This is a genomic window from Janthinobacterium sp. SUN128, assembly GCF_030587275.1.
Lineage (GTDB): Bacteria > Pseudomonadota > Gammaproteobacteria > Burkholderiales > Burkholderiaceae_D > Janthinobacterium > Janthinobacterium lividum.
This window is the reverse complement of the sequence record NZ_JAPWHY010000001.1, coordinates 2,955,028-2,977,901: the sequence shown is the minus strand read 5'-3', so window position 1 is coordinate 2,977,901 and position 22,874 is coordinate 2,955,028. Positions and strand designations below refer to the sequence as shown.

The following is a 22,874-nucleotide window of genomic DNA, read 5'->3' as shown; positions in this document are numbered from 1 at the left end:
TATGCTTGTCTCCCTACTCAAAAAAACAGGCTTGAAGTTGTCCCTGAACGATCCCCGCTGGGGCAATCGCAAGGACGACGGCAAGAAAGCCCAAGAAGGCAAAAAGCCCGGCGAAGGTCCGCCGGACCTCGATCAGTTGTGGCGTGATTTCAATCAGCGCCTGAACGCCTTTTTCGGACAGAAGAACCGTCCCGACAACGGCGGCAATAACAACGGTGGCGGCGGTGGTCCGCGTCCCGACATGAAGGGCGCCGGCATCACCGCCGGCGTGGTCGGCGTGATCGCCGTCTTCATCTGGCTCGCCAGCGGCGCCTTCATCGTGCAAGAGGGCCAGAACGGCGTCGTGCTCACGTTCGGCAAGTACAGCCACACCACGCCGGCCGGTTTCAACTGGCGCTGGCCGTATCCCTTCCAGACCGACGAAACCGTCAACGTGTCGCAGGTGCGCACGGTGGAAGTGGGTTACCGCCAGTCGCTGCGCAACAAGCAGGCCAGCGAGTCGCTGATGCTGACGGACGATGAAAACATCATCGATATCCAGTTCGCGGTGCAATACACCCTGAAAGATCCCGTGGCGTGGCTGTTCAACACGCGCGACCAGGAAGACACCCTGCGCCAGGTCGCCGAAACGGCGATCCGCGAAGTCGTCGGCCGCAGCAAGATGGACTTCGTGCTGTACGAGGGCCGCGAAAAGGTGGCTTACGATACGCAGCAGCTGATGCAGCAGATTCTCGACCGCTACAAGGTCGGCGCCGTCATCACCAACGTGACGATGCAGGCCGTGCAGCCGCCGGAGCAGGTGCAAGCCGCCTTCGACGATGCCGTCAAGGCAGGCCAGGACCGCGAGCGCCAGAAGAATGAAGGCCAGGCTTACGCCAACGACGTCATTCCAAAAGCCCGCGGCGCCGCATTCCGCCTGATGGAGGAAGCGGCCGCGTACAGCGCGATGGTGACCGAGAACGCCGCCGGTAATGCTTCGCGCTTCAAGCAGGTGCTGGTCGAGTACCAGAAGGCGCCGGTTGTCACGCGCGACCGCATGTACCTCGAAACGATGCAGCAAGTGTTCAGCAGTGCCAGCAAGGTCATGGTTGACGCGAAGACGGGCAGCAATCTGCTGTACCTGCCGCTCGACAAGCTGATCGCCCAGACGGCTGCCACCGATGCCGCCGCTGCCGCCGCCCGTGCTGCCGCGACACCCGCAGCCAACACCGTTTTGCCACAGGAAGCCATGCCGACAGTAGAAGTCAATACGCGCCGCGACAGCCGCTCTTCGCGTGAACGGGAGAGCCGCTAATGAACCGTATCGTAGCCGCCCTGATCGCGGGCTTTATCGCGATCATGCTCTTGTCCTCGACCGTGTTCGTGGTCGACCAGCGTAAGTATGCGGTCGTCTTCGCCCTCGGTGAAGTCAAGGAAGTCATCAGCACGCCGGGCCTGTATTTCAAGCTGCCGCCGCCGTTCCAGAACGTCCTGTACCTGGACAAGCGCATCCTGACCCTGGATACGCCGGAACCGGAACGCTTCATCACGGCCGAAAAGAAGAACATCCTCGTCGACGCGTATGTGAAGTGGCGCATCGCCGACCCGCGCCTGTATTTCCGCAGCTTTGGCGGCGATGAAAAGCCGGCCCGCAACCGCATGTCGCAAATCGTCAAGGCAGCGCTGAACGATGAAATCACCAAGCGCACCGTGCGCGAAGTGATCTCGGGTCAGCGCGGCAAGGTGATGGAAGCGATCCTGGCGAAGGTCTCGGCGGAAGCCAAGGCCATCGGCGTGGAAATCGTCGACGTGCGCCTGAAACGCGTCGACTACGTCGAGCAGATCAACAACTCCGTGTATGAGCGCATGAAGTCCGAGCGCGTGCGCGTGGCCAATGAGCTGCGTTCGACCGGTTCGGCCGACTCCGAGAAAATCCGCGCCGACGCCGACAAGCAGCGCACGGTGATCCTGGCCGAAGCGTATCGCGAAGCCGAGAAGATCCGCGGCGAGGGCGATGCCAAGGCATCGCAGATCTATGCGGAAGCGTTTGGCAGGAATCCGGAGTTCTACAAGTTTTACCGTAGCCTGGAAGCCTACCGCGCCACGTTCAAGGACAAGGGCGACGTGATGGTGGTCGATCCGAGTTCGGAATTCTTCAAGTACTTCAAGGGCGGCGGCGCAGCCGGTTCGGCCAAGAAGTAAGGCAGCATCGAGACTGCGCCCGGCCGCAAGGACGGGTGCGGCAGCAGCGGGGCCGGCATCAATGCCGGCCCCGTTTTTTTTGTGTCCGCCATGCTGTTGCGGGAAGGCGTAAAATGCGGTGTTTTTAGGGCTGTGCGGCAGCGTTTCGGACAACTTATCCCTAAAGGCCCGTGTTTTCGCGTAAAATATCAGGTTCGGCCTCTTGCCTGGCGCGCCTGCCGCTGCCTCGCATGATGCATTTTTTCAACTTTCTTCCGTATCTCGCTCCCTCATGCCGAATTGGCTTTTGCCCGAAAATATTGCCGATGTTCTGCCGTCGGAAGCGCGCAAGATCGAAGAGCTGCGCCGCCTCATGCTGGATAATTTCCGTCTATACGGATATGAACTGGTGATGCCGCCGCTGCTCGAGTATCTGGAATCGCTGATGACTGGCGCTGGCAAGGATACCGACCTGCGCACGTTCAAACTGGTCGACCAGCTGTCGGGCCGCATGCTCGGCCTGCGCGCCGACATGACGACGCAAGTGGCGCGCATCGACGCGCACCTGCTCAACCGTGCCACCGTCACCCGCCTGTGCTACGCCGGCAGCGTGCTGCATACCCGTCCGTCGGGCCTGCACGCCACCCGCGAGCCGCTGCAGATCGGCGCCGAAATCTATGGCCACGCCGGCCTGGAAGCGGATGCCGAGATCCAGGAACTGGCGCTCGCTTCGCTGGCACTGGCCGGATTCGACGCGGTACGCCTGGATTTGTCGCACGTCGGCCTGTTGCGCGCTATCATTGCGCAAGACGCCAATGCCGAGCGCGACGAAGCTGCGCTGTACACCCTGCTGCGCGCGAAAGATGCGCCGGGCCTGCGCGCCCTCACGGCCGGCTATGACGCCGTGACGCGCGATGCGCTGCTGGCCTTGCCGAACCTGTATGGCGACATCGACGTGCTGGCGCGTGCGCGCGAAGTGCTGCCGCCGCTGCCGGGCGTGCTCAAGGCGCTGGCCGAACTGGCCGCGCTGGCAGGATCCGCGCTGGGCCGCGCCGAAGTGGCGATCGACCTGGCCGACCTGCGCGGCTACCAATATGAAAGTGGCGCGATGTTTGCGCTGTATGTACCTGGCTTGCCGAACGCGGTTGCGCGCGGCGGCCGTTATGACCACGTCGGCGAAGCGTTCGGCCGGGCTCGTCCCGCGACCGGCTTCTCGCTCGATTTGCGCGAACTGGCGCGCCTGTTGCCGACCGCGGAACGGAAGCATTCGATCCGCGCGCCGTGGGGCAGCGCGCCAGAATTGAAGGAAAAAATCGCCGAGTTGCGCAAGGCGGGCGAGGTCGTGATCCAGAGTATGCCGGGTCACAGTAATGAACAAGACGAGTTCGAGTGCGATCGCGTGCTGGTACTTGCCGATAATGGTAGTAGCTGGATTCTTAAAAACTTAGGTTGAGTGATGTCAAAGAAAATTATGGCAAAGAACGTTGTTGTCATCGGCACCCAATGGGGCGATGAAGGTAAAGGCAAGATCGTCGATTGGTTGACCGATCACGCCCAAGGTGTGGTGCGCTTCCAGGGCGGCCACAATGCAGGCCACACGCTGGTCATCGGTGGCGTGAAAACCGCGCTGCAGCTGATCCCGTCGGGCATCATGCGTCCAGGCGTCGCCTGCTACATCGGTAACGGCGTGGTCGTTTCCGTGCCGGACGTGCTGCGCGAAATCGACAAGCTGGAAGCCGTTGGCGTCGAAGTCGCCTCGCGCCTGAAAGTGTCGGACGCCGCACCGATCATCCTGCCTTACCACTCGGCACTCGACCTGGCCCGTGAAGCTGCGCGCGGCGCGGCCAAGATCGGCACCACGGGCAAGGGTATCGGCCCGGCCTACGAAGACAAGGTGGCGCGCCGCGCCATCCGCGTCGCCGACCTGCTGAACGAGAGCCGTTTCGCTGAAAAACTGGCGGAAAACCTCGATTACCACAACTTCGTGCTGGAGCACTACCTGAAAGCTCCGCGCATCGATTACCAGAAGACCCTCGACGACGCGCTGGCCTATGTGCCGCGCCTGCGCCCAATGGTCACCGACGTGTCGAGCGCGCTGTACAAGGCGCACAAGGCCGGCGCGAACCTGCTGTTCGAAGGCGCACAGGGTTCCCTGCTCGACGTCGACCACGGCACCTATCCGTTCGTCACCTCGTCGAACTGCGTGGCCGGCAATGCCGCCGCCGGTTCGGGCGTCGGTCCTGGCATGCTGCACTATATCCTGGGCATCACCAAGGCTTACACGACGCGCGTCGGCTCTGGCCCGTTCCCGTCGGAATTGCCAACGGATGCGGGCGTCGGCCACCACCTGGCGCAAGTCGGCCATGAATTCGGCACCGTGACGGGCCGCGCCCGCCGCTGCGGCTGGTTCGACGCTGCCTTGCTGCGCCGCTCCGTGCAGATCAACGGCGTGACGGGCATGTGCTTGACCAAGCTGGACGTACTGGACGGTATCGAAACGCTGAAACTGTGCACCGGCTACACCATCGACGGCGTGGCCACGGACATCTTCCCATCGGGCGCCGAAGAAGCCGCCCGTTGCGTACCTGTGTACGAAGAGATGCCAGGCTGGACGGAAAGCACGGTCGGCGCGAAATCGCTGGCGGCCCTGCCGGCAACGGCGCGCGCTTACATCAAGCGCATCGAAGAACTGGTCGGCGTGCCGGTGGACATGGTTTCGACCGGTCCGGATCGTGAAGAAACGATCGTGCTGCGCCACCCATTCGAGTAAGCTGCTGGACACAATCCGCCGCAAGGCGGATTTTTTTAATCACGCTAATAATAAGATTCCACTATCATGACTACCCCACAATCGAACGATCAACATCTCTGGGTCAACTGGGAAGAATACCACCGCCTGATCGAGCGCCTGGCGCTCAAGGTCTACGAATCGGGTTGGAAATTCGACCAGGTATTGTGCCTGGCGCGCGGCGGCGTGCGTCCCGGCGACGTGTTCTCGCGCATTTTTGATTTGCCGTTGGCCATCCTGTCGACCAGCTCCTACCGCGAAGACGCGGGCACGGTGCGCGGCGACCTCGATATCGCCAAGTACATGACCATGACCAAGGGCCCGCTGGCTGGCCGCATCCTGCTGGTCGACGACCTGGCCGATTCGGGCGTCACCCTGGACAAGGTCACGCGTCACCTGAAGGAAAACTTCCCTGACGTGACCGAAGTCAAATCGGCCGTGATCTGGCTGAAAGGCTGCTCCGTCGTGCGTCCTGACTACTTCCTGGACGAACTGCCGCACAATCCGTGGATCCACCAGCCGTTCGAAGACTACGACGGCCTGCGTCCGCACCAGCTGGCGGCGTGGATCAAGAAGGGCGAAGCAGGCAAGTAATCGCGTGTGCGCTTGCAAAAAAAAGACGATCGTGTATCGTCTTTTTTTTCGTCCAAGGAAATGCGATGACCATACTGACGACGGCGCGCCTGCGCCTGGAACCCATCACCGAGCAGCACTACGAGCGCATGCGCACCCTCAACACGGATCCCGAGGTGATGACCTATCTGAATGCGGGCCAGCCCGAGACGGAAGAAAATACGCGCGCGGCCGTCACGCGCATCACGGGCCGCTGGGCCGAGTGGGGCTATTCGTGGTGGGCGCTGATACGCCTCGATGATGGCGAGATGGTGGGCATGGCTTGCCTGCAGCATCTCGATGGCGACAAGACTAAACCGCATGAAATCGGCTGGCGCCTGGCGCGTACAGGCTGGGGCCAGGGCTATGCCAGCGAGGCGGCTGCCGCCATCGTCGCACATGCTTTCGATGTCGTCGGCGCGCCCGCAGTGGTGGCTGTGGCCCATCCCGACAATGCCGCCTCGATCAAGGTCATGACGCGCCTGGGCATGCAATACGTGGGCATGGGGCGCCATTACGACCTCGATTGCGTCGTGTACCGCCTGGCGCGCCCGTGACGGCGATGCGCAAGCCCTTGAAGCTGGGCTGCAGCTACGGCGTGCGGTTTTCACCCGATGGCACGCGCCTGGCCGTGCTGGGGCGCGACCTGGTGCTGTGGGACGTGGCGGCGCGCCAGAAGCTGTGGCGCGGCAAATTCATCGCGCACATGTCGGGCATGGCCTTTTCGCCCGACGGCAGCCGGCTGGCCATCAAGAGCACGACGGGCCAGATTGCCGTGGTGGATGCCGATGCGGGACAATTGCTGTTCAATTTCCAGAACAAGAAGGATGGCGAAGGCTGCGGTCCCGCGTGGTCGCCGTGCGGCCGGTATCTTGCCGACGGCGGCTGGGATGGCCGCCTGCGGGTGCGCGACGCGCAAACGGGCGAGGCGCTCTTCACGCAGGCGCACCCGGGCGAGATGCTGCGCGGCATGTGGGCTATCGATGGCGGACGGCGTTTGCTGCTCCTGCATGGCGTCAAATCGGTGGAAGAGGGGCAAGTGCAGCTGCCCGACTATTGCAGCGTGTGGGACTGGCCGCTGCAGGCGGGCGCCGGCCGCGTGGTGCTGTCGCTGCCGAAGCTGGCGTCGTGCACGCCGTCGCCCGATGGCACGCTCCTGGCCGTGCTGCATTACGCTGAAGGCCAAGAATGTCTGTCCGTGCATGCGCTGGACGATGGCCGCCGGCTGGCCACGGTGGCCGTGGAGGCGGGCGGCGGTACGGGCGACGCCTTGCGCTGGCTGCCCGACGGCAGCGCGCTGGGGCGCATCGGCAAGGGCAAGCTGCTGTTCTACGCCTGGCCGGGACTCGGCGTGCTTGCCGAACACGCCGTTGCCTATCCCTGCGCGCTGGACTTCTTGCCTGGCTCGCCACTGGCCGCCATCGGTTCCTGGGAAGCTGGCATGCTGATGGATCTGAACCTTCACAAGGAAAGCGCATGATCACCTGTTACCTGCGTTACATCATCGACCCGTATAAATTGCGGGAATTCGAAGCCTACGGCAAGCTGTGGATACCGCTGGTCGAACGTTTCGGCGGCCAGCACCACGGCTACTTTTTACCCTCCGAAGGCGCCAGTAACGTGGCGCTGGCCATGTTCTCGTTTCCCAGCCTGGCTTTGTACGAGCAGTACCGCAGCGACTCGATGCAGGACGCCGAATGCCAGGCCGCCTTCCGCTACGCCGAGGAGACGCGCTGCATCGTCAGCTACGAGCGCAGTTTTTTCCGCCCCGTGTTTGCCTGAACAGGGTCAGTCGCGCTGTGGTGCGCCCAGGGGGAAGAGGTGGCGGTATGGGCGCGCCTCTTCCACCGCGCGGGCGAACGATGGGCGGGCCAGCAGGCGCGCGCGGTAGGCGCGCAGCAGGGGCAGCGTTGCGGGAATCGGCTGGGTCCAGTCCGCGTAGAACAGCGCGGGGGCGGCGGCACAGTCGGCCAGGCTGAAGTGGTCGGCGGCGGCCCACGTCCTGCCGGCCAGGTACTCTTCCAGCCAGGCGTAGGCGAGGTCCAGCTTTTCGCCGGCAAACGCGCGGCCTTCCCTTGTCTTCACCGGGTCGCCGGTCAGGGCTGCACCGACGGCATGCTGTACGGGTGTCATGACGTGCAGGTCGAAATAGCGGTCGAGAAAACGCACGTCCAGCGCCTGCATCGGATCGTCCGGCAGCAGGCGCAGCGGGCCGGGATGGGCCAGTTGCAGGTATTCGATGATGATGCTGGTCTCGGCGACGTTGCGCTCGCCGTCCACCAGCAGCGGAAATTTGCGCAGCGGCCAGCGTTCCAGCCATTGCTGCAGGTGCTGCGGCATGTCCGGCGCCAGGCAGCGGAAGGAGAACGGGATGGCGTTCTCGTACAGGGCGATGAGCACCTTCTGCGTGTACGAGGAAAAGGGATGGCCGTAGAGGATCAGCGACACGGTGGGAACTCCTGTCATTGTGAAAGGTTGGCAACACGCGCGTGTGCCAACGATAGTGCAATGACAGGATCAATGCAAGCGGTCCGCGCCGTTCCCGCTTGCCCCCGTGGCGCGCCCGCCTAGCCGAGGTTCGCCAGGTAGCGCAATCCCGTGATGCTGGGGAAGAAGCAATACACGCCGCCACGCGTGATGACGCTGCGCGAGAAATGCTGCAGTTCGGTATTGCCGCTTCCCTTCGCGCCCACGCCGGGCAAGGTGAAGGAACTGACGGCCGGGTCGTTGATGCCCAGGAATACGTCCTGGCCGCTGATGTTGAACGTGGCATCGCCCGCCTCGGGACCGGCCGGGCCGACGGCCGATTTGACGAAGGCATCGTCATTGTTCCATTGCTTCATCAGGAATTCGAACTGATTGCGCAGGCTGGCATTGATGAAATAGCCGACCAGGCCGCGCTGCGCTGCGATGGGCGCTGCCGGATCATATTCGCTGCCGTAGGGCATGGCGCGCCGCACGATGCGGTGGTGGCGAGCGGAGGCGCCCACGACGGCTTCGTCGCGCGGATTATTGCGCCGGATGTGCGCGCCGATCGGGCATTTCAGGCCCAGCGTGTCATCGAGGTCCGGCTGTCCATCGACATAGTGAAAGCGGTTCAGGCTGGCGTCCGGCAGCACGGGCCCGGCCTCGTCCGGCCTGAGCACGAGCGGATTGCCGTTGCGCCAGCGTCCGCACATCTTGGCGGCCACCATTTCGGTCGTGAGTCCGGAACTGGCCGCGCCCTGGCTCAGGATGCTGTCGAACAGGGGCACGTCCTGCTCCAAGATGCGGAAGGCGGCATAACTGCCATTGGTGGATAGCTGCGGCGGCTGCACCTGGTAGGTGCCGCCGTTTTCATTCGGATAGCCGAGCAGGAATTCCCCCGTCTTCACGCTGTTGAGCGGGTCAGGGTCGTGTTCGCGCTTGCGCTGCGGGGCGCCATCGACGTCGGGCTGGGCGATGCTGTCGCGGTAGCCGAAATGCACGCGGTTGTCTGGCAGGGCCACGCCGTCGTGCGCATACAGTTCGCGCCAGCCGGTGGCAAAGGCGCGGCGTAGTGTGGCCGAGGTTGCCTGCAGCACTTCCGTCGATTCGCTGACCCACAGGCTCAGCAGCGCATGCACCTGGCCATGCTGGGTAGCCGGCCCCAGGTTGCCGAGCCAGTGTTCGGGGGCGCTGTCGCCTACGTCGCCCACGGCAGTGACGCTGGCCGGATCGGCCGCGCCCCGTTGAAATGCCTGGTCAAAGGTGGTCAGGTCGGTCGCGGCAACGCCCAGCGCCGACAGGCCGGGAGCGGTAAAGCTGAGATTCAGGAAGCAGGGCGGCTTGGGGTGGATGTGCCGCGCGGTGGTAATGGACGGCAAGCCGTCGCTGCCGTCGAGCAGAGCCGCGATGGTGCGCCGTGCCTGCGCCGCATCCGTGATGCTGAAGATGAAATGGCGCGCCAGGTTGACGCGGTAGCCGCGCAGGATCGTGCCTTGCACGTCGTCGTAATCGATGGTGGAATCGGCCATGCTGTCTCCGGGGGCTGGGGTGGTGGCTGGCAGGGTGGTGGGGCCGCTTGCGCAGCCCCGGCGTGGCTTTCGGCTCAGGTTCGGAATGCGGCGATGATTTTCTGGACGGTCTGCGGATAGGCGCTATACAGGCCGTTATTGGGCACGTGCTGCGCGGCGTCGTTGGCCGTGATGAAGGCTTCAAATGCGGCCACATGGTTGGCAACAGGAATCAGCGCCTTGCCGCCCACGACAAATTGCAGCAGCGCGTCGAATACCTCGCCCAATTGGCCCACGAAATCTTCGATGTAGTCGTTGAAGTTGCCGTCATACTCGGTGATCACGCCGATGATCAGGCTATCGGAAGTGCCCGCCGATTGAATGTTGGGCAGCAGATTGGGCTGGGAGCGATCCAGCAGGGTGAAGCGGGCAAAGTGCACGGTACCGATAGTGGTAAGGGCGGCATTGATCTTCGCCTGGAATTCCACCAATGTTGCGGCGATGGCGGTCGGATTGGTGCCGGGTAGCGCCGGCATCATTAAGCACAGTGGATTTGCCATGGGAGGCTCCTCATTACGTGGTTGTCGGGAGGACCGACACTACGCCGCGGCGCCTACTGCGTCAAAAGCTATATTTTCACATTTGTTGCTAATTACGCACTGTTGCAACATGATAGTCGATATGAAATCCGGTCTCATGTGGATAGTTGCTGAGGCTGGACAGCGCAGGCGGACACTCTGCCGCCGTGCTGTTCCAGCCTGTTTCGGGAAGCGCAAGGGGCGCCGCCGGCAAGCCGGGTTCCGTCGCCATTATTTTTGCAGGATGGGACGCTGACGCTCCCGATTGCCACGCCTCAATCCTCGGCCTGGAATTCGCTGGCCGAGACGAACAGATCCCACGAGGCGATGAACAGGGCCGCCACCACGGGGCCGATGACGAAGCCGTTCAGGCCAAACAGGGCCATGCCGCCCACGGTCGACAGCAGCACCACGTAGTCGGGCATCTTGGTGTCCTTGCCGACCAGGATGGGGCGCAGCACGTTGTCGACCAGGCCGATGACGAAGACGCCGAAGGCGGCCAGGCCTGCGCCTTGCCAGATGGCGCCCGTGGCCAGGAAGTAGACGGCCACGGGCGCCCAGACGAGGGCGGCGCCGACGGCCGGCAGCAGCGACAGGAAGGCCATCAGCACGGCCCACAGCAGGGGCGCGGGCACGTCCAGGAACCAGAACGCCAGGCCGCCGAGGGCGCCCTGGGCGATCGCCACGAGGATGTTGCCTTTCACCGTGGCGCGGATCACCGTGGTGAAATTGGTGAACAGGCGCTGCTTGTATTTTCGGCTCAGCGGCACGGCGCCCTTGATACGGGCTGACAGGGCGGAGCCATCGCGCATGAGGAAAAACAGCAGGTACAGCATGATGCACAGGCTGGTGAGGAATTCAAACGTGTACAGGCCCACATTGATGGCTTTCACGGCCACCACCTGGCTCACCTGCGTGGCGCCCTCGGCCAGCTTGTCCTGCAGGCTGGCCAGGCTGGTCAGGTGGAAGCGCTCGAGCAAGTTGATCAGCCATTGCGGCAGCACTGCCATGATTTTATCGAAGAACATGGCGACCGTGATTTCGCCCGAACGCACCATTTCCACGACGCTGGCCGCCTGGTTCACCAGCGACACGGAAATGAGCGACAGCGGCAGGATCACGATGACGACGATGAGCAGCAAGGTCAGCAGCGACGCCAGGCCGGCACGGCCCCTGGTTTTTCGCAGCAGCCAGCGGTACACGGGCGCGAACAGGATCGCCAGGACGACGCCCCAGAAGATGGCGCCCGCATACGGCGCCAGTATCCAGCCGAAGCCGATGGTGACGATGCTCAGGAGGAGCAAGAACACTTTCTGGTGCAGCGTGAGAGTATGCATGGGTGGTAGCGTAATGATAAGGGTTGAGTTGTCCCATCATAAGCGAGGCGTGGTGCGGCGCGCCATACAATTGTGCCTTGGCAGTCTGTGCGCGAGCGTGCCTGGCGCCGGCGGGCTGGCAACACGGTAGCGGCAAATCCAGTAAGCTGTCGCTCCAGGCGTTCCATCCCGGGCGCCTTTGACTTGGACTTCAGGAACGCGCGTGGCCGACAACATTCACTTTTATGAACCTGCACAGGGCCACGGCCTGCCGCATGATCCCTTCAACGCCATCGTGGGACCGCGGCCCATCGGCTGGATCGCTTCGCGCAGCGGCGAGGGCGTGATCAACCTGGCGCCGTACAGCTTTTTCAACGCCTTCAATTACCACCCGCCGCTGATCGGTTTTTCCAGCATCGGCCGCAAGGATACCTTGCGCAATATCGAGCAGACGGGTGAATTCGTGTGGAACCTGGCAACCCGGCCGCTGGCCGAGGCGATGAATGCCAGCTGCGCGCCGGCGCCGCCCGAGGTCGATGAATTCGCGCTGGCCGGCCTGACGCCGGCCGCCTCGTGCATCGTGAATGTGCCGCGCGTGGCCGAAAGCCCTGTCTCCTTCGAATGCCGGCGCACGCAGATCATCGAGCTGCAGGGCGTCAATGGCGCTGGTGTCGGCAGCTGGCTGGTGCTGGGGGAAGTGGTGGGCGTACATATCGCGCGCCACCTGCTGACCGATGGCGTGTACGACACCGCGGCAGCGGCGCCGATATTGCGCGGCGGCGGTCCGGCCGATTATTTCGAGATCGGACCGGACAGCTTGTTCCACATGCGCCGCCCCAGCTATCCCTGAGCCAGGATCTATTTCTGCATGATGGGATCGCGTCCCAGGGTGCGGGCCAGCGCGCCGCCGTCGCCGCGCCAGAATTCGCGGTCGGCCAGGCGCACGCGTTCGGCCGCATGCTGCATGTGTTCCATGGCCGCCTGGCGCGCCCGCTGCGGGTCGCCGTCGGCAATCGCCTGCACGATCTTTTCATGTTCGCGCCGCACTTCGATGGAAAAGTCCGTGCGCCGCGCTTCATTCGCGCGCGTTACCTTGACGGCCGAGCGGATCGGGTCGGCGAACATGGCAACAAACTTCGGCCAGTAAGGGTTGCCCGTCGCCTCGGCGATGCACAGGTGCAGGCGCACGTCTTCTTCCACGCCATCGACGCCGGCCGCCACGGCTTCCTCAATGCGCCGCAGCGCGTGTTCGATGTCGGCCAGCTGGCCCGGCGTGCGCCGCACGGCTGCCAGCGCGGCGATTTCCGCTTCCAGTCCCTGGCGCACTTCGATCAGGTTCAGCAGCGATTGCACCGATTGCTCCGTCAGCGCATCGCCGCGCTCCCCGGCCTTCGCGCCATCCTGCGCGCAGACGAACGTGCCGCTGCCCTTGCGCGTGACGAGGATGCCGTCCGCCTGCAGCAGGGCGATGGCTTCGCGCAGCACCGTGCGGCTGACGCCAAAGTGGCTGGCCATGGCTTGCTCCGACGGCAAACGCGTGCCGCCGGCCAGGCCATCGTGGTGGAGCTGCTGGCGCAGCCGTGCCGCCACGCGCGCACCCAGGGTGCCGGTGGTGAAGCTGCCCGCGGCGGGCTCCGGCGCGGGAAGGGTGAAGCTGAACGTGCGGTCCATCGGGTGCATCCTTGCGCTAACGGTTTTCAAATGGGGATTGCCTGCTTGCCATTATATGGAATATACAGCTTGACACACATAAAACACACACATAATATACATCCATACAAATTTTAGACAAGTTGCCAGCCACCACCGGTGGACCATAAAAACCCGGCACGGTCGATCCCCCAGTGATCAGGAGACAAGCATGGAAGTGTCACAGACAATGCCGGGCCAGCCGGCCGGCGCGGCCGCAAGCCAGAAAACCATCGATGACGCCGTCTACCGCAAGGTGACCTGGCGCATCATTCCCTTCCTCATGCTGTGCTACATCGTCGCTTACCTCGACCGTGTGAACGTGGGCTTCGCCAAGCTGCAAATGCTGGCCGACCTGCAGTTTTCCGAAACCGTGTATGGCCTGGGTGCGGGCGTGTTCTTCCTTGGCTACTTCCTGTTCGAGGTGCCCAGCAATGTGATGCTGCACAAGATCGGCGCGCGCGTGTGGATCGCCCGCATCATGATCACCTGGGCCATCATCTCGGGCGCCTTCATGTTCGTTACCACGCCAACCCAGTTCTACGTCATGCGCTTCCTGCTCGGCATCGCCGAAGCGGGCTTTTTCCCCGGCATCATCCTGTATCTGACCTACTGGTATCCGTCCGAGCGCCGCGCGCGCATGGTGTGCACCTTCATGGCCGCCATTCCCGTGGCGGGCCTGATCGGCGGCCCCCTGTCGGGCTGGATCATGGAAACCTTCGCCGGCTGGCACGGCTATGCGGGCTGGCAGTGGATGTTCGTGCTCGAAGCGATTCCCGCCGCGCTGATGGGCGTGGCCGTGCTGCTGTACCTCGATAACAGCATCCGCGCCGCGAAGTGGCTGACGGAAGATGAAAAAGTCATCCTCGAACAGCGCATCGCCACGGAAGCGCAGGGCAAGGTCTCGCACCCGTCGATCCGCGCCATGTTTGCCGACCCGCGCATCTGGGTCATGGCTCTGATTTATTTCTGCTGCGTGATGGGCCAGTATTCGCTGACCTTCTGGCTGCCCAGCCTGATCAAGGCGGCCGGCGTGACGGGCGTGCTCAATATCGGCCTGTTCACGGCGATCCCGTACTCGGTAGCCGTGGCGTCGATGATACTGCTGGGCCGCAGTTCGGATAAATACCGCGAACGCCGCTGGCACATGGCCATCCCGCTCGTGGTGGGCGCCGCCGCCATCGTCTGCAGCGCGCTGGCCGGCGCCCACAACACGGGCTGGGCCATCTTCTTCCTGACGATCGCCGCCGGCGGCATCCTCGCCGCCTCGCCCATGTTCTGGAGCCTGCCGACGGCCTTCCTCGGTGGCGTCTCGGCCGCTGCCGGCATCGCCGCCATCAACTCGGTGGGCAATCTGGCCGGTTTCGCGGCGCCGTACATGATCGGTTCCATCAAGGACCTGACACAGTCGACCGACATCGCCATCTACCTGCTGGCCGGCATCCTGGTGATTGGCGCCATCATCATCATGCGCGTGCCGGCCAAGCTGGTGAACAAATAAAACTGGAGTAGAAGATGAACGTAGCAATCAAAAAAGTGGGCGTGATCGGCCTGGGCGCTATGGGCATGGGCATCGCGCAATCGTTGCTGCGCGCGGGCTTCGACGTGCATGCCTGCGACGTGCGTCCCGAAACCGTGCAGACGCTGGCCGGCCAGGGTGCCCATGCGGCGCCGTCTCCCGCCGCGCTGGCGGCGCAGGTGCAAGCCTTGCTGATCGTTGTCGTCAATGCGCAGCAGACGGAGGCCGTGCTGTTTGGCGAACACGGCGCGGCGGCCAGCCTGGCGCCGGGCAGCGTGGTGATCGCCTGCGCCACCGTGGCGCCCGAGTTTGCCGAGGCCCTCGGCGCGCGCCTGGCGGCCATGGGACTGCGCTTCATCGACGCGCCCATTTCCGGCGGCGCGGCCAAGGCGGCTGCCGGCGAGATGTCGGTGATGGCGGCCGGCGCGCCCGAGGCGTTCGACGCTTGCGGCGGGATTTTCGACGCCATCTGTGCAAAGCTGTACCGTCTGGGCGAACAGCCGGGGCAGGGTTCGAAAGTCAAGATGATCAACCAGTTGCTGGCCGGCGTGCATATTGCCGCCGCCGCGGAAGCGATGGCGCTGGGCCTGCGCGCCGGCTGCGATCCGAACGCCCTGTACGAAGTGATCTCGAACAGCGCCGGCAGTTCCTGGATGTTCCAGAACCGGGTGCCGCATATTTTGAAAGGCGACTACGCGCCGCTGTCGGCCGTGAATATCTTCGTCAAGGATTTGGGCATCGTGCTCGATTACGCGAAAAAAAGCGTGTTCCCGCTGCCCCTGTCGGCCACGGCGCACCAGATGTTCATGCAGGCGTCGGCGGCAGGCTTTGGCGGCGAGGACGACTCGGCCGTCATCAAGACTTTCCCGGGCATCGATCTGCCGGCGAAAGCGTAACTGAATAAAAAGGAACAATCATGACCGTACTACTGGGATGTATCGCCGACGATTTCACGGGTGGCACCGACCTGGCCGGCATGCTGGTCAAGGCCGGTATGCGCACGGTGCAGCTGATCGGCGTGCCGCAAGGTCCGCCGCCAGCCGATGTCGACGCCGTCGTCATCGCCCTCAAGTCGCGCACGAATGCGCCCGAGGAGGCGGTGGCTGAATCGCTGGCCGCGCTGGCCTGGCTGCAGCAGGCCGGATGCAGGCAGTTCTATTTCAAGTACTGCTCCACGTTCGACTCCACGCCGCGCGGCAATATCGGCCCCGTGGCCGAGGCGCTGATGCGGGCGCTCGACACGGATTTTACGATTGCCTGCCCGGCGTTCCCCGCCAACGGCCGCACCATCTACAAAGGCAACCTGTTCGTCGGCGACGTGCCGCTGGCCGAATCTGGCATGCGCGACCATCCCTTGACGCCGATGACGGATTCGAACCTGGTACGCGTGCTGCAGCAGCAGGTGCAAGCCAAGGTAGGCCTGGCCGATTTCTCCGTGGTGGAGAAGGGCGCCGCCGCCATCGCCCAGCGCTTCACGGACTTGCGTGGCCAGGGCTGCCATTTCGCCGTCGTCGATGCCGTCTCGAACCGCGACCTGGAAGCCATCGGCGCCGCCTGCGCTGACTTGAAACTGATCACGGGCGGCTCCGGCATCGCGCTGGGACTGCCACAGAATTTCCGCCAGCGGGGCCAGTTGGCGCCATCGCCTGCGGGCCAGGCGGGACGTTTGCCGCCACCGACGGGCTTGCGTGCCGTGATCTCGGGCAGCTGCTCCGTTGCCACGCAGCAGCAGGTGGCGCACTTGCGCGAACTGGCGCCATCGTTCCACGTCGACCCTTTGCAGCTGGCGGCCGGTGGCGAGGTGGTCGACGCCGTCGTGGAGCAAGCCCTGGCCTGGGCCGGCACGCACCTGGCGCAAGGCCCGGTGCTGATCTACGCCACGGCCACGCCGGACGCCGTGCGCGCCGTGCAGGCGCAACTGGGCGTGGAGCGGGCCGGCGCCCTGGTCGAGGAAACCCTGGCCGCCATTGCGCAAGGGCTGGTGCGCCTCGGCGTGGGCCAGCTGATCGTCGCTGGCGGCGAAACGTCGGGCGCGGTAGTAAAAGCGCTGGGCGTGGCGGGTTTGCGCATCGGGCCAGAGATCGATCCTGGCGTGCCGTGGACGCAAGCCTTGCCGGCGCTGGGCGAAGATGGCGCGGCGCCGTTGGCGCTGGCCCTCAAGTCCGGCAATTTCGGCACGGTGGATTTCTTCAGCAAGGCCTGGCAGGTGCTGGCATGAGCACCACGGAATCGCGCCAGCGCGAGCTGATCGTCGACTTCGGCAAGTCGCTGTTCGAGCGGGGCTTGACGGCCGGCAGCAGCGGCAACCTGAGCGTGCGCCTGTCCGACGGCTGGCTGCTCACGCCAACGAATGCCAGCCTGGGGCGGCTCGATCCGGCGCAATTGTCAAAGCTGGACTGGGACGGCAACTTGATCAGCGGCGCGCCGCCGTCAAAAGAGGCGTTCCTGCACCGCGCCATGTATGCGGAGCGGGGCAGTGCCGGCGCCATCGTGCATTTGCACTCGACGCATTCGGCGGCCGTGTCGTGCATGTGCGGCTTGAACCATGACGACTGCATTCCACCCCTGACGCCATATTTCGTGATGAAGGTGGGGCGCTTGCCCCTGGTGCCATATCACCGGCCGGGCGACCCGGCGCTGGCGGGCGCGATTGGCGCCATGGCGCGCAAGCATTCGGCCGTGCTGCTGGCCAATCACGGTCCCGTCGTCTCTGGCACGAGCCTGGAAGCGGCCGTGTATGCGGCCGAGGAACTGGAAGAGACGGCCAAGCTGTTCCTGCTGCTGCGCGACGTGCCCACGCGCCCGCTCGACGCGGCGCAGATCGCCGACCTGAAGCACACGTTCAAACTCGAACTATAAGATTCCCAAGGAGATACCGCATGCCCCGCTTTGCCGCCAACCTGACCATGATGTTCAATGAAGTGCCCTTCCCGCAGCGCTTTGCCGCCGCCGCGCAAGCGGGTTTCCAGGGCGTCGAATTTCTGTTCCCTTACGATTACGCGCCGCAGGAAGTCGCGGGCTGGCTGCGCGAGCACGGCTTGCAGAACGTGCTGTTCAACCTGCCGCCGGGCGACTGGGCGGCCGGTGAGCGGGGCATCGCTTCGCTGCCGGGCCGCGAAGCGGAATTCCGCGCTGGCGTGGCGCGCGCCATCGAATACGCGCTGGCGCTGGGCACCCCGCGCGTGCACATGATGGCGGGCTTGCTGCCCGTAGGCGCCGACCTTGCCCTGCACCGCGCCACCTACCTGGCCAATCTGCAGTACGCGGCCAGGGCCGTGGGCGAGCATGGCATCGAGCTCTTGATCGAACCGATCAACGGACGCGACATGCCCGGCTACTTCCTCGTCACGCAGGCGCAGGGCCATGCGCTGCGCCTGGAGTCGGGCGCGTCCAACGTCAAGGTGCAGATGGATTTTTATCACACGCAGATCGTCGAGGGCGATATCGCCATGACGTTCAGGAACAACTTCGATGGCATCGGCCATGTGCAGATCGCCAGCGTCCCGGCCCGCAATGAACCGGACGATGGCGAAGTCAATTACCCGTATTTATTCACGCTGCTGGATGACCTGGGCTACGAGGGCTGGATCGGCTGCGAATACCGTCCGCGCGGGCGCACCGAAGATGGCCTGGGCTGGCTCGCCGCTTACAACAACAAACAAGGAGCATGAAGATGAAAGTACTCATTACCGGCGGCGCCGGTTTCCTGGGACAGCGCCTGGCGCGCCAGTTGCTGGCGCAAGGCCAGCTGACGGACAGCCAGGGCCAGTTGCAAACGATCAGCGAGCTGGTATTGGTCGACGTGGTGGCTGCGCATGACTTCAACGATGCGCGCGTAACAGTCGTCACGGGCGACATCGCCGACGGTGCCCTGATGCGCGCCACCATCGATGCGCAGACAAGCTCGATCTTCCACCTGGCCGCCATCGTCAGCGGCCAGGCGGAAGCCGATTTCGAGCTGGGCATGCGCATCAACCTCGATGCGTCGCGTTTGCTGCTCGATATCTGCCGCGAACTGGGACACAAGCCGAAAGTGGTGTTTACCAGTTCCGTGGCCGTGTATGGCGGCCAGCTGCCGGACGTGGTGCAGGATACGACGGCGTTGAACCCGCAGTCGTCCTACGGCGCGCAAAAGGCCATCGGCGAGCTGCTGCTCAACGATTACAGCCGCCGCGGCTTTGTCGATGGTCGCGTGCTGCGCTTGCCCACCATCAGCGTGCGTCCCGGCAAACCGAACAAGGCGGCGTCGTCGTTCGCCAGCGGCATCATCCGCGAACCCTTGAATGGCGAGGCGGCCGTCTGCCCCGTGTCCACCGACCTGCGTCTGTGGCTGCTGTCGCCGCGCGGCGCCATCGCTTCCCTGATCGCCGGCCATGAATTGGCGGGCGAGGCGTTTGGCGCCAGCCGCACGGTGAACTTGCCGGGCTTGAGCGTGAGCGTGGGCGAAATGATCGCCGCACTCGAAGCCGTGGCCGGCAGCGAAGTGGCGGCCCGCATCAGCTACGCTCCCGATCCTGCCGTCGAGCGCATCGTCAAGAGCTGGCCCGGCGCCTGGGATGCGGCACGGGCCGAAGCGCTGGGTTTGACGGCCGATGCGGATTTCGCCGCCATCATCCGTGCGTATGTCGACGACATGAAAGCGGCCGGCTAGGCGACTGTCGCCAGCTGCGAGCGGCGATAGTCGAGCGGCGTACTGCCCACCAGTTCCGCAAAACTGCGGCTGAAATGGGCCTGGTCAAAAAAGCCCAGTTCATGCGCCAGGCTGGCCAGGTCGGGCGCATCGGGCTGCGCCAGGCGCCAGATCGCTTCCTGCAGGCGGTAGCGCTGGATCACCCATTTCGGCGGCACGCCCACGTAGTTGGCGAACAGGCGCTGCAGCCGGCGTTCGCCGATGGCCATCTTTTCGCACAACTGCGCCACGCTCGCCGGGCCGTTGCGGGCCGCCGCCGCGGCAGTCAGCCTGGCGGCCAGCAGGGCGGCGTCATCGACTTGCGGCAGCCTTGCCTGCAGCAGCGCCTGTGCCTGCGCCACCATGGCCGTATCGCCGGCTTGCCGCAGTACCAGCGCCTCGGCTTGCGCAGCCGGCATGTCCAGCAGGGCATCGGCGGCGATGGTCGTATCGGTGAACGACGATAAGGGCTGAGTGATGAACGGGCGCAGGCCGCCCGGCGCAAAACGCACGCCCAGCACCTTGCCTGCACCAATCAAGGGCCTGTCAAATGCGCCGCGCACCACGCCATGGATGGCGGTGCGCCCAAGCTCGAAAACCAGGTGGGCGTTCGGGTAGGGCAGCACGCGCTGCGTCTGCGGCGCGCAGCCCCGCCTGTCCCATTCCACGACCCAGAAGTACTCGACGAACGGCGCCAGCGCGCCAGCCGGCGGATAGGTCGCCAGCCGTATGCGGCGCGCCGCTGCCTGCGGGTCGACGATGCCTTTCGGCGCCTGGCCGCGCGCGGCGAGCACATTGCGCGTGCTGTCGGTTTTATCCAATATTTGTCTCCTGCGCTGCCTTAATCTGCTTCTCTCGCATCGATTGAAGGGGAATCATGAAATCACACAGCTTGCCGGGCCTGGTGCTGGCCGCATGTTGTCTATCGGTGGCGCCAGCCGGCGCCGCCTCGTTTGCAGAAGGGGATCATCGCATGCATGTGCACGCCACAGGAAGTTTCAGCATCACCATGACGCCATCCGCGGCGCCGCAGCGCTCCGGGCGCACGACCTTGGGCAAGGTACTGCTCGACAAAGTCTATGCCGGCGACCTGGTCGCCACTGCCACGGGCGAGATGCTCAATGCCGTCACCGACACCAAGGGCGCGGCCGCTTATGTCGCCATGGAAGCCATCACGGGCGTCCTGCAGGGCAGGGAAGGCAGCTTCGTGGCGCAGCATGCGGGCACGATGGCCGATGGCAAGCAGCAGCTGTCCATCGTGATCGTGCCGCATTCCGGCACGGGGCAGCTGACGGGCATCAGCGGCACGCTGGCCATCCGCATCGTCAATGGCCAGCATTTCTACGACATCGACTATTCGCTGCCGCAGCCGTAGGCCAGCCAAGGCACGGATAGCCGTTTATTTGCCCAGGATCGACGCCACGTTGTCGGTGCCGGGCGCGCCGAACAGCTGCTGCTTGAGGACGTGCAGTTGGTCGCGCACCTGCGCCGCCTTTTCGAACTCCAGGTTCTTGGCGTGGTCGACCATCAGTTTTTCCAGGCGCTTGATTTCCTTGCTGACCTGTTTCTCGCTCATGGCTTCGAACTTGGCCGCTTCCTGCGCCACTTGCAGGGTTTCGCGCGCTTCCTGCGGGCTGTAGACGCCGTCGATCATTTCGCGGATCGATTTCTTCACGCCGATCGGGATGATGTTGTTGGCCGTATTGAAGGCGATCTGCTTGGCGCGGCGGCGTTCCGTCTCGTCGATGGCGCGGCGCATGGAGTCCGTGATGCGGTCGCCGTACAGGATCGCCGTGCCGTTCAGGTTACGCGCGGCGCGGCCGATGGTCTGGATCAGGCTGCGCTCGGAGCGCAAGAAGCCTTCCTTGTCCGCGTCGAGGATGGCGACCAGCGACACTTCCGGCAAGTCCAGGCCTTCGCGCAGCAGATTGATCCCCACCAGCACGTCGAAGGTGCCCAGGCGCAGGTCGCGCAGGATTTCCACGCGCTCCACCGTCTCGATATCGCTGTGCAGGTAGCGCACCTTGATGCCATGGTCGCCCAGGTATTCCGTCAACTGCTCCGACATGCGCTTGGTCAGGGTCGTCACCAGCACGCGCTCGTCCTTCTTGATGCGCTCGACGATTTCCGACATCAGGTCGTCCACCTGGCTGCTGGCGGGGCGCACGATGATCTGCGGGTCGACCAGACCGGTCGGGCGCACGACCTGCTCGACCACCTGGTCGGAATGGCTCTTTTCGTATTCGGCCGGCGTGGCCGAGACGAACACGGTCTGGCGCATCTTCTGTTCGAATTCCTCGAATTTCAAGGGCCGGTTGTCGAGGGCCGACGGCAGGCGGAAGCCGTAGTCGACCAGATTCGTCTTGCGCGAACGGTCGCCGTTGTACATGGCGCTCAGCTGGCCCGTCAGCACGTGCGACTCGTCGAGGAACATCAGGGCGTCGGGCGGCAGGTAGTCGACCAGGGTCGGCGGCGGCTCGCCCGGCAGCGCGCCGGACAGGTGGCGCGAGTAGTTCTCGATACCCTTGGTGAAACCGATTTCCGCCATCATTTCCAGGTCGAAGCGCGTGCGCTGCTCCAGCCGCTGTTCTTCGATCAGTTTATTCTCCTTGCGGAAGAACTCGAGGCGCTCGCGCAGCTCGTCTTTGATGGTCTCGACGGCGCGCAGCACGGTGGAGCGGGGCGTCACGTAGTGCGAGCCCGGGTACACGGTGAAGCGGGGGATTTTCTGGCGCACTCTGCCCGTCAGCGGGTCGAACAGCTGGATCGATTCGATTTCGTCGTCGAACATTTCCAGGCGCACGGCCAGCTCCGCATGCTCGGCGGGGAAGATGTCGATGGTATCGCCGCGCACGCGGAAGGTGCCGCGGCCGAAATCGACCTCATTGCGCGTGTACTGCATCTGGATCAGGCGCGCGATGACGTCGCGCTGCGCGACCCTGTCCTTGACGCGCAAGGTCAAAATCATCTGGTGGTACTCGTTCGGATTGCCGATACCGTAGATGGCCGAGACGGTGGCGACGATGATGACGTCGCGCCGCTCCATCAGCGACTTGGTGCACGACAGGCGCATCTGTTCGATATGTTCGTTGATCGACGAGTCCTTTTCGATGAACAGGTCGCGCTGCGGCACGTAGGCTTCCGGCTGGTAGTAATCGTAGTAGCTGACGAAGTACTCGACGGCGTTCTGCGGGAAAAAGTCGCGGAATTCGCTGTACAGCTGCGCCGCCAGGGTCTTGTTCGGCGCGAAGACGATGGCTGGCCGGCCCATGCGCGCGATGACGTTGGCCATGGTGTAGGTCTTGCCCGAACCGGTCACGCCCAGCAGGGTCTGGAAGGCCAGTCCGTCGGCAATCCCCTCGGATAACTGGTCGATTGCCGTGGGCTGGTCACCGGCCGGAGGGAAGGGCTGGTGCAGCTTGAAGGGGGAGTCCGGGAAAGAGATAATTGCGCTTTCCGCCTCGCTGGCGGTAGATAATTCGGGCATGTGAATCAGACCTTTGTTAGAATAGTGCTCTGCTGGCGGCCCTGGCGTTGTATTTTGGGGCGCTGTCTACAACTCCGCTGTG

The 22,874-nt window shown here is 64.2% G+C and carries 23 protein-coding genes; 16 read left to right on the top strand and 7 right to left on the bottom strand.

The features are described from left to right. Window position 1: 1 nt before the first annotated feature. From hflK to O3297_RS13505, 8 genes are all read left to right on the top strand, one after another. Entirely contained in the window at window positions 2-1,294 is a 1,293-nt protein-coding gene (gene hflK / locus O3297_RS13540) for an FtsH protease activity modulator HflK (RefSeq protein ID WP_070254060.1), read from the top strand. Beyond that, window positions 1,294-2,181, top strand: a complete 888-nt coding sequence (gene hflC, locus O3297_RS13535) for a protease modulator HflC (protein ID WP_034789029.1) — start codon at window positions 1,294-1,296, stop codon at window positions 2,179-2,181. The genes hflK and hflC overlap by 1 nt, the downstream gene beginning before the upstream one ends. A 271-nt stretch (window positions 2,182-2,452) precedes the next feature. After that, window positions 2,453-3,613, top strand: a complete 1,161-nt coding sequence (locus tag O3297_RS13530) for an ATP phosphoribosyltransferase regulatory subunit (RefSeq protein ID WP_070254058.1) — start codon at window positions 2,453-2,455, stop codon at window positions 3,611-3,613. 3 nt (window positions 3,614-3,616) lie between these two features. Then, complete coding sequence (locus tag O3297_RS13525; protein WP_151096562.1) at window positions 3,617-4,930, top strand: adenylosuccinate synthase; 1,314 nt, start codon at window positions 3,617-3,619, stop codon at window positions 4,928-4,930. 66 nt (window positions 4,931-4,996) lie between these two features. After that, entirely contained in the window at window positions 4,997-5,542 is a 546-nt protein-coding gene (locus O3297_RS13520) for a phosphoribosyltransferase (RefSeq protein WP_034752020.1), read from the top strand. Window positions 5,543-5,607: 65 nt separating this feature from the next. Next, entirely contained in the window at window positions 5,608-6,117 is a 510-nt protein-coding gene (locus O3297_RS13515; protein WP_034789022.1) for a GNAT family N-acetyltransferase, read from the top strand. Beyond that, window positions 6,114-7,040 (top strand): WD40 repeat domain-containing protein, encoded by a 927-nt coding sequence (locus O3297_RS13510; protein WP_151096560.1) that lies wholly within the window; start codon window positions 6,114-6,116, stop codon window positions 7,038-7,040. The genes O3297_RS13515 and O3297_RS13510 overlap by 4 nt, the downstream gene beginning before the upstream one ends. Next, window positions 7,037-7,342: an NIPSNAP family protein gene (locus tag O3297_RS13505; RefSeq protein WP_034752016.1), complete on the top strand. Its 306-nt coding sequence runs from the start codon at window positions 7,037-7,039 to the stop codon at window positions 7,340-7,342. The genes O3297_RS13510 and O3297_RS13505 overlap by 4 nt, the downstream gene beginning before the upstream one ends. Before the next feature lie 6 nt (window positions 7,343-7,348). On the opposite strand, the gene O3297_RS13500 is transcribed toward O3297_RS13505, so the two are convergent. The 4 genes from O3297_RS13500 to O3297_RS13485 all read right to left on the bottom strand — a co-directional run bounded on the left by O3297_RS13500 (window position 7,349) and on the right by O3297_RS13485 (window position 11,449). Beyond that, the gene (locus O3297_RS13500; RefSeq protein WP_151096559.1) at window positions 7,349-8,008 is read right to left on the bottom strand and encodes a glutathione S-transferase family protein; all 660 of its coding nucleotides are present in this window, start codon (window positions 8,006-8,008) and stop codon (window positions 7,349-7,351) included. 119 nt (window positions 8,009-8,127) lie between these two features. Beyond that, entirely contained in the window at window positions 8,128-9,555 is a 1,428-nt protein-coding gene (locus O3297_RS13495) for a hypothetical protein (protein ID WP_151096558.1), read from the bottom strand. 74 nt (window positions 9,556-9,629) lie between these two features. Beyond that, window positions 9,630-10,094 carry a hypothetical protein gene (locus O3297_RS13490; RefSeq protein WP_151096557.1) on the bottom strand — a complete coding sequence of 155 codons (465 nt, stop codon included), beginning with the start codon at window positions 10,092-10,094 and terminating at the stop codon, window positions 9,630-9,632. 293 nt (window positions 10,095-10,387) lie between these two features. Beyond that, window positions 10,388-11,449 (bottom strand): AI-2E family transporter, encoded by a 1,062-nt coding sequence (locus tag O3297_RS13485; protein WP_151096556.1) that lies wholly within the window; start codon window positions 11,447-11,449, stop codon window positions 10,388-10,390. 202 nt (window positions 11,450-11,651) lie between these two features. On the opposite strand from O3297_RS13485, the gene O3297_RS13480 reads away from it, so the two are divergent. Next, window positions 11,652-12,278 carry a flavin reductase family protein gene (locus tag O3297_RS13480; RefSeq protein WP_151096555.1) on the top strand — a complete coding sequence of 209 codons (627 nt, stop codon included), beginning with the start codon at window positions 11,652-11,654 and terminating at the stop codon, window positions 12,276-12,278. Window positions 12,279-12,286: 8 nt separating this feature from the next. Here the strand turns inward: O3297_RS13480 and O3297_RS13475 are convergent, their stop codons facing one another. After that, window positions 12,287-13,099, bottom strand: coding sequence for a FadR/GntR family transcriptional regulator (locus tag O3297_RS13475; RefSeq protein ID WP_034789005.1), 813 nt, complete (start codon window positions 13,097-13,099; stop codon window positions 12,287-12,289). 190 nt (window positions 13,100-13,289) lie between these two features. Between O3297_RS13475 and O3297_RS13470 the strand changes: the two genes are divergently transcribed. From O3297_RS13470 to denD, 6 genes are read left to right on the top strand one after another with little or no spacing between them, the layout of a single operon-like run. Beyond that, on the top strand, window positions 13,290-14,618 hold the full coding sequence (locus O3297_RS13470) for an MFS transporter (protein WP_052140695.1): 1,329 nt from the start codon (window positions 13,290-13,292) through the stop codon (window positions 14,616-14,618). Between the two features lie 14 nt (window positions 14,619-14,632). Next, entirely contained in the window at window positions 14,633-15,532 is a 900-nt protein-coding gene (ltnD, locus tag O3297_RS13465; RefSeq protein WP_151096554.1) for an L-threonate dehydrogenase, read from the top strand. 20 nt (window positions 15,533-15,552) lie between these two features. Beyond that, window positions 15,553-16,854 (top strand): 3-oxo-tetronate kinase, encoded by a 1,302-nt coding sequence (otnK, locus tag O3297_RS13460; RefSeq protein ID WP_191909751.1) that lies wholly within the window; start codon window positions 15,553-15,555, stop codon window positions 16,852-16,854. Further along, complete coding sequence (gene otnC, locus O3297_RS13455) at window positions 16,851-17,495, top strand: 3-oxo-tetronate 4-phosphate decarboxylase (protein ID WP_099394294.1); 645 nt, start codon at window positions 16,851-16,853, stop codon at window positions 17,493-17,495. The genes otnK and otnC overlap by 4 nt, the downstream gene beginning before the upstream one ends. A 20-nt stretch (window positions 17,496-17,515) precedes the next feature. After that, window positions 17,516-18,307: a 2-oxo-tetronate isomerase gene (otnI, locus tag O3297_RS13450; RefSeq protein WP_151096552.1), complete on the top strand. Its 792-nt coding sequence runs from the start codon at window positions 17,516-17,518 to the stop codon at window positions 18,305-18,307. A gap of 2 nt (window positions 18,308-18,309) precedes the next feature. Beyond that, on the top strand, window positions 18,310-19,287 hold the full coding sequence (gene denD / locus O3297_RS13445) for a D-erythronate dehydrogenase (RefSeq protein ID WP_151096551.1): 978 nt from the start codon (window positions 18,310-18,312) through the stop codon (window positions 19,285-19,287). Here the strand turns inward: denD and O3297_RS13440 are convergent. Beyond that, complete coding sequence (locus tag O3297_RS13440; RefSeq protein WP_225317383.1) at window positions 19,284-20,126, bottom strand: helix-turn-helix domain-containing protein; 843 nt, start codon at window positions 20,124-20,126, stop codon at window positions 19,284-19,286. The genes denD and O3297_RS13440 overlap by 4 nt on opposite strands. Window positions 20,127-20,182: 56 nt before the next feature. On the opposite strand from O3297_RS13440, the gene O3297_RS13435 reads away from it, so the two are divergent. Then, a complete protein-coding gene (locus O3297_RS13435; RefSeq protein WP_225317382.1) occupies window positions 20,183-20,680 on the top strand; it encodes a DUF3224 domain-containing protein in 498 nt (165 codons plus the stop codon). Between the two features lie 24 nt (window positions 20,681-20,704). Here O3297_RS13435 and uvrB read toward each other — a convergent pair whose 3' ends face one another. Further along, window positions 20,705-22,792: an excinuclease ABC subunit UvrB gene (gene uvrB / locus O3297_RS13430; RefSeq protein ID WP_034788988.1), complete on the bottom strand. Its 2,088-nt coding sequence runs from the start codon at window positions 22,790-22,792 to the stop codon at window positions 20,705-20,707. Window positions 22,793-22,874 lie beyond the last annotated feature (82 nt).

Bases quoted from the DNA above. Each gene is read 5' to 3' on its own strand.
- hflK (WP_070254060.1), top strand. From the start codon at position 2: ATGCTTGTCTCCCTACTCAAAAAAACAGGCTTGAAGTTGTCCCTGAAC.
- hflC (WP_034789029.1), top strand. From the start codon at position 1,294: ATGAACCGTATCGTAGCCGCCCTGATCGCGGGCTTTATCGCGATCATG.
- O3297_RS13530 (WP_070254058.1), top strand. From the start codon at position 2,453: ATGCCGAATTGGCTTTTGCCCGAAAATATTGCCGATGTTCTGCCGTCG.
- O3297_RS13525 (WP_151096562.1), top strand. From the start codon at position 3,617: ATGTCAAAGAAAATTATGGCAAAGAACGTTGTTGTCATCGGCACCCAA.
- O3297_RS13520 (WP_034752020.1), top strand. From the start codon at position 4,997: ATGACTACCCCACAATCGAACGATCAACATCTCTGGGTCAACTGGGAA.
- O3297_RS13515 (WP_034789022.1), top strand. From the start codon at position 5,608: ATGACCATACTGACGACGGCGCGCCTGCGCCTGGAACCCATCACCGAG.
- O3297_RS13505 (WP_034752016.1), top strand. From the start codon at position 7,037: ATGATCACCTGTTACCTGCGTTACATCATCGACCCGTATAAATTGCGG.
- O3297_RS13495 (WP_151096558.1), bottom strand. From the start codon at position 9,555: ATGGCCGATTCCACCATCGATTACGACGACGTGCAAGGCACGATCCTG.
- O3297_RS13490 (WP_151096557.1), bottom strand. From the start codon at position 10,094: ATGGCAAATCCACTGTGCTTAATGATGCCGGCGCTACCCGGCACCAAT.
- O3297_RS13485 (WP_151096556.1), bottom strand. From the start codon at position 11,449: ATGCATACTCTCACGCTGCACCAGAAAGTGTTCTTGCTCCTCCTGAGC.
- O3297_RS13475 (WP_034789005.1), bottom strand. From the start codon at position 13,099: ATGGACCGCACGTTCAGCTTCACCCTTCCCGCGCCGGAGCCCGCCGCG.
- O3297_RS13470 (WP_052140695.1), top strand. From the start codon at position 13,290: ATGGAAGTGTCACAGACAATGCCGGGCCAGCCGGCCGGCGCGGCCGCA.
- ltnD (WP_151096554.1), top strand. From the start codon at position 14,633: ATGAACGTAGCAATCAAAAAAGTGGGCGTGATCGGCCTGGGCGCTATG.
- otnK (WP_191909751.1), top strand. From the start codon at position 15,553: ATGACCGTACTACTGGGATGTATCGCCGACGATTTCACGGGTGGCACC.
- otnC (WP_099394294.1), top strand. From the start codon at position 16,851: ATGAGCACCACGGAATCGCGCCAGCGCGAGCTGATCGTCGACTTCGGC.
- otnI (WP_151096552.1), top strand. From the start codon at position 17,516: ATGCCCCGCTTTGCCGCCAACCTGACCATGATGTTCAATGAAGTGCCC.
- denD (WP_151096551.1), top strand. From the start codon at position 18,310: ATGAAAGTACTCATTACCGGCGGCGCCGGTTTCCTGGGACAGCGCCTG.
- O3297_RS13435 (WP_225317382.1), top strand. From the start codon at position 20,183: ATGAAATCACACAGCTTGCCGGGCCTGGTGCTGGCCGCATGTTGTCTA.
- uvrB (WP_034788988.1), bottom strand. From the start codon at position 22,792: ATGCCCGAATTATCTACCGCCAGCGAGGCGGAAAGCGCAATTATCTCT.